Annotated in this window: 4 protein-coding genes; 1 reads left to right on the top strand and 3 read right to left on the bottom strand. The window is 73.8% G+C overall.

All coding sequences use genetic code 11. From position 1 onward, the window contains the following. Positions 1-840 precede the first annotated feature (840 nt). Positions 841-1,173 carry a beta/gamma crystallin domain-containing protein gene (locus BG452_RS29420; protein ID WP_188307391.1) on the bottom strand — a complete coding sequence of 111 codons (333 nt, stop codon included), beginning with the start codon at positions 1,171-1,173 and terminating at the stop codon, positions 841-843. A gap of 446 nt (positions 1,174-1,619) precedes the next feature. Between BG452_RS29420 and BG452_RS29425 the strand changes: the two genes are divergently transcribed. Then, complete coding sequence (locus BG452_RS29425; RefSeq protein ID WP_188307392.1) at positions 1,620-2,291, top strand: hypothetical protein; 672 nt, start codon at positions 1,620-1,622, stop codon at positions 2,289-2,291. Between the two features lie 3 nt (positions 2,292-2,294). Here BG452_RS29425 and BG452_RS29430 read toward each other — a convergent pair whose 3' ends face one another. Both BG452_RS29430 and BG452_RS29435 read right to left on the bottom strand, forming a co-directional pair. Next, positions 2,295-3,722 carry a hypothetical protein gene (locus tag BG452_RS29430; RefSeq protein ID WP_188307393.1) on the bottom strand — a complete coding sequence of 476 codons (1,428 nt, stop codon included), beginning with the start codon at positions 3,720-3,722 and terminating at the stop codon, positions 2,295-2,297. Positions 3,723-3,987: 265 nt separating this feature from the next. Beyond that, the coding region (locus tag BG452_RS29435; protein ID WP_223242900.1) for an SUKH-4 family immunity protein at positions 3,988-5,137 on the bottom strand (1,150 nt) is incomplete at its 5' end.

Below are 5,137 nucleotides of genomic sequence, written 5' to 3' on the forward strand. Positions count from 1 at the left end.
GGTGGCGGCGGCCGGCGGCCGCGGCTCCGGTGGCGGTGGCCGCCTCGATCGCCTCGGCGAGCGCCGCGTCCCGCGCGACGACATCGAGCAGTCCGGTCAGGCTCATCTGAGGTCTCTTCTTCGTCCCGTGGCTGATGCTGCCTCCGGGCGGCAAGAACCCCGCCGGGGCAACGCGAACGGCCCGGCGCGCCGAGCGGCCGGGGGTCTCCAGCCTACGCCGCGGCACGGACGGGCACGCGGTGTACGAGCCGGGGGGCGCCGCGCCGCGCGGGGGCCGGCCGCGTGGGGACGAACCGGCGGCCGCGACCGCCGCGCTGTCGGAGACACGACCGGGGGCGAACCACTGGACGGAACACCGGACCGCCCGGTGGACGAAGCAGGTGGACGCCGGTCCGGAGCAGGCTCCGCCATCCGCCACGAACTGGACATACTCCTGTCACTGGCCGTCCATGGAGATCGCGCACCATGGTGAACGTGCCCGCCGCACCCAACCGTGGGGGATGGCTGTGGCGGCACTGTCGCACCACCGATGGGGGTCGGAGGTGCGAGGCCGGGCGACCCTGGGTGGGGGCGCCCGCCCAAGCGCCGGGAACCGTGGCGCCCTTCCTGGAGGGCGCCACGGGTCTCGGCCTCTTCGCGTCGGCCCCCTGCGGGCGGGCCCACTTCACTCCGGCCCACTTCCGGCGGGCCCACTTCACTCCGGCCCACTTCCGGCGGGCCCACTTCACTCCGGCCCACTTCCGGCGGGCTCTCTTCACAGACCCGCTTCGGCCGGCCACCGCACTCAGCCGCCCCGGACGTCCGCACCCGTCCGGTCGGCCGGAGGCACCGCGGCCGGGACTACCAGCGGGACAGATTGATGTCGTACATCATCACCTGGTGGCCCTGGTTGGCGTTGAAGTCGTAGCGCTCCCAGCTGAAGACCGTCCAGGAGCCGAGCCCGCCGCCCAGGTAGGTGATGACCTTGTTGTTGCCCGCGTCGATCCGGTCGACGTTGTAGACGCGCAGCGACATCCAGCCGTCGTTCGCGAAGCAGAGCTGCCCGCTGTAGCCGTAGTTCCACACCTTCGCGAAATCATCCCGATTTCCGCAGTCGACCCGATCCACGGCCTGTGCCGCGGTCGTCGGCAACAGGGTCGCGGCGGCGGCCGTCAGAACCGTCAGAACGCCCACCCGACGGGCCTTGCCATTTCTACCCCGAAGGGCGGTACGGGGATTAGTGCGGCGAATCATGTAACCCCTCCATCGATAACGGTCGGGTCCCCGAGATTTACATGACGGGACAGCACCGCACAGCCGTTTTCCGGCCAAGCCGGGCCTCGCCCGGCGGCCGGGGAACGTACCCGGACGAAATGAGCTAGGGTCCGAACACGCTTGCCGTGCTTGAGGATCGGAGCAGAAGCTTGGCACCTCCAGCCCAATTCGGACGATTCGCCGCCATCGCCCTCACGGCCGTCCTTTCGGCCTTATCGACGGGCTGTTCGGACAACTCCGGGAAGGGATCCGCCGATTCCGCGCCGGCCCCGCCGGAGATCAGTTCGACGACCGCCCCGGAATCCGGCCGGGGAGGTCTGACCGGACTCCCGCTCTCCGCATATCAGGCCGATGACCAATCCTCGGTGAAGGAGATTCAGGCGCGGAACGCACTGATCATCGCCTGCATGCACCGGGCCGGCTTCTCCGCGTTCGCCGGGGACGGCTTGCAGGCAGCCCAGCCGCCGGACAATGCGACCGCGCTGCCGGCCGGCGCCTGGGGCTACCTCGGCCCCCAGGCCGCGGCCACCCTGGGCTTCCACCCGCCGAAGCGGACGGCGCCCCGGCCGAACCCCGCCCCGGCGGGCTCCGGCGAGGCCTACGACGGCGCCCGGGTCGACTGCGACCGGCAGGCCGCCGAGCGGATCGGCTCACCGCCCGCGGCGGGCAGTCGGCTGGTCGGCCGACTGTTCGACGAGTCGATGAAGGCCACCGCCGGGGACGCCCGGGTGGTGGCCGCCACCAAGCAGTGGACCGCCTGCATGACGGCCGCCGGGTTCGAGGCCACCACCCCGGAGGAGCTGTCGCACCGGTACCAGACCACCCCGGAGCCCACCCCCGCCGAACTGGCCGCCGCCCGCGCGGACGCCGACTGCACGGCCGGCGTTAACCTGGCGGGCCTCTGGTTCGCCGTGCTGGCGGGCTACCAGCGGCAGTCGATCGACCGCAACGCGGAGGCCCTGACCGCCCAGCAGGAGGCGGTCAGGGCCCAGGACGCGAAGCTCACCGAGCTGATCGCGGGTGAGAGCGGCGGCTGACGACTAACGGCGGCGGTAGGACACCGTGTTTGGGGCCGCGTAGCCGGCGCCGTCGTCCACGATGACGATCTTCGGGATGATCCGGGTCTCGTCGGCACCCTCGGCGCCCTCGGCACCGTCCGTGCCCTCCGCGCCGTCCCGCTGGGCCACCGGCTCGGGCGGTGCGGCCGGCTTCGGCGGCACCACGGCCGGTGCCACCGGGGCGACCGGGCCGGTCACCACCGGCTCGGCGGCGGCCTTGGCGCCGGTCCCGGCGCCGCCGACCACCGGCTGGCGCAGCACCGCCGTGGACTTCGCCGGCGCCGGGGCCTTCGCGACCGGCTCGTCGACCGGAGCGGCGCCCTCGCGCAGGTTCGGCAGCGGGATCTCCCCGGTGTCCGCCTCCGAGTCGACCGCCGCCGAGTCGACCGGCATCGCATCGGCGACCGCGTCCACCGGGCCGGAGACCGCACCAGCCGCCGAACCGGCCACCACACCGCCCGCCGGACCGGCCACCGCCGCATCGGCGGCGGCCTCGGCCGCGGCGAGCTCGGCGAAGTCCGCCGGCTCGATCTGCCCGACCGCCGCGCCGGTGAGCGAGGCCAGGGTGGCCTTGATGTGGTCCAGGTGCCGCTGCACGGTCTCCAGCCGGGCGTCGAACGCGCGCTGCTCGAGCTCACTCTCCGCGTTGATCTTCTCGGCCTCCCGGCGGGCCCGTTCGATCAGCTGGTCGGCCTTGGCCTGGGCGTCGGTCTCCAACTGCTTGATCCGGTTCAGCACGGTCTCGCGGTGCTGCTCGGCCTCCTTGACCCGGCGCTCGGCGGTCGCGGAGACCTCGGCGTCCTCGGCGTCGGCCTTGGCCTGGGCCTCGGCGAAGGTCTCGTCGGCCTTGCGGCGCTTGGCGGCCAGCTCGGCCTCGGCGTGCTCGCCGGCCTCGGCGGCGGCCACCCGCACCTTGGCGGCGTAGGCGGTGGCGCCGTCCCGGACGGTGCGGGCCTCCCGGTCGGCGTCGGCGCGGATGCCCTCGGCCTCGGCACGGCTGCGCTCGTCGGTGCGGCGGGCGGCCGCGTCGGCCTCGGCACGGGTGGTGGCGGAGTACTCCCTGGCCGCCTTGTCGAGCGCCTGCCCGGCCTCGTACACCTCGTCCCGGAGGTCCTCGGCGAAGCGCTCGGCCTTCTCCCTGACGGCGCGGGCCTCGTTCCGGGCCATGTCGGCCAGTCCGGCGGCCTGCTCGCTGAGCACCTCGTAGTCCGGCTCCGGGGCCTCGTCGGCGGCGCGGCGGACGTCGGCCAGTCTGGTCTCCATCTGCCGGATCCCGGCGCCCAGGACGCTCAGGCGCTCCCAGGCCTCGTCGCGTTGTGCGGTCAGGGCGACCAGCGCCCGGTCGACCTGCTCCGGCGCGTAGCCGCGCCGGGCCTGGGTGAAGCCGTACTGGGGGACGGCGTCGCTCATGGGCTCTTCCCCTCGTTTCGCGGGCTGCGGAGCCCATGATCGGACGGAACGAACGAATCCGGAACCGGTTGGAACACCGGGGCCGGATTCGGTCGTCGTGCGGACCGGAATATGTCGAGGACCGGACGAATAGACCGATCCTCTTGACCTATTTTGCGCAGATCCGGACGAAACCCCAACGAGGCACAGCTGCCGGGGCATGCCGGAAGGGTCGTTCCGGACACCGGAACGACCCTCCCCACCTGCGAGGATCCGCGACGACCCGCTACAGCAGGCCGTCCCAGAACTGCTCCAGCAGCACGGCCCACCACGTGTCCGTGTTCTGCAGGGCCGCCGGGTCGATCGCGGCGAGCTGCGCCTGGAAGTCGGTCGTCCAGCGACCGGCCTGCTCCGGCGTCAGCCCGTACCGCAGCCGCCACATCCGGCCCAGCAGGGCCAGCGCGCGGACGAACTCCGGTACACCGCTGTTGACGAACCGCGGCGGCTGGCCGGTTCCGTCGACGTCCACCGCGACCACGTTCGCGGTGCCGTACTGGACGCACAGCTGACGCCCGTAGTCGTTGCCGAGCACCAGGTACCCGCCGAAGTCCTGGGCAACCGGCAGGCCGCGCTCGGCGGCCAGCTCGGCGAGTGTCGGGATCGGCCGCCCCTCCTGCGCCTGGGCCCAGAAGAACGGCCCGAAGTCGCGCGGCAGCCCGGCCCAGGTCAGGGTCTGCGACACCGGCTCGGGCACGCCCTGACGGGAGACGGCGCGCTGCTCGTAGCGGAACAGGTTCTGCCCGAAGGCCGTCCCCAGCTCCTGGGCGAGCTGCTGGGACGGCAGCGGGGGCAGCGCCTGGACCGTCCCCGGCGCGGGCAGCGGCGCCCGGAACGGGCGGACCCGCTGGGCGCCGGAGGCCAGCTGGTGCAGCTCGTCCAGGTGGTCCAGCAGCTCGGCCATCCCGGCCTGCCGGGAGGCGTGGTCACGGCCGTACGAGGCGGTGTGGGTCAGCCGCACGTTCGGCCAGGAGGCCGCGATCATGCGGTTGCAGTAGCCGCCGGGCAGGTCGCAGGACTCCAGCTCGGTGTACAGCTCCAGCACCTGCTCCGGCGGCACGTTCAGCCGGCGCAGGTCCTGCAGGATCTTCCACTCCGGGTGCGGGGTACCGGGCTCGCTGCGGTGCAGCAGCTTCTGCTCCGAGCCGTCCGGGCCCCGGTAGCTGAGCGCGGCGAAGTAGCCCGGACCGACCGCGGGCACCCCCGGCGGCACCGGCGCGCCCTGCGGCGGACCGGTGACCTGCGCCGGCGGGACGACCCCGGGCGCGGCGCCCGCGTTCGGGTAGCCGTACCCGGCCGCGGGCGTGACCGGGGCCGCCGGACCGCCGGGCGGCGGCGGGACGGCGGGGCCGCCGGACGGCGGGGTGCCCGGGTCCGCC

Source organism: Streptomyces sp. CBMA123, from assembly GCF_014596465.1.
GTDB lineage: Bacteria > Actinomycetota > Actinomycetes > Streptomycetales > Streptomycetaceae > Kitasatospora.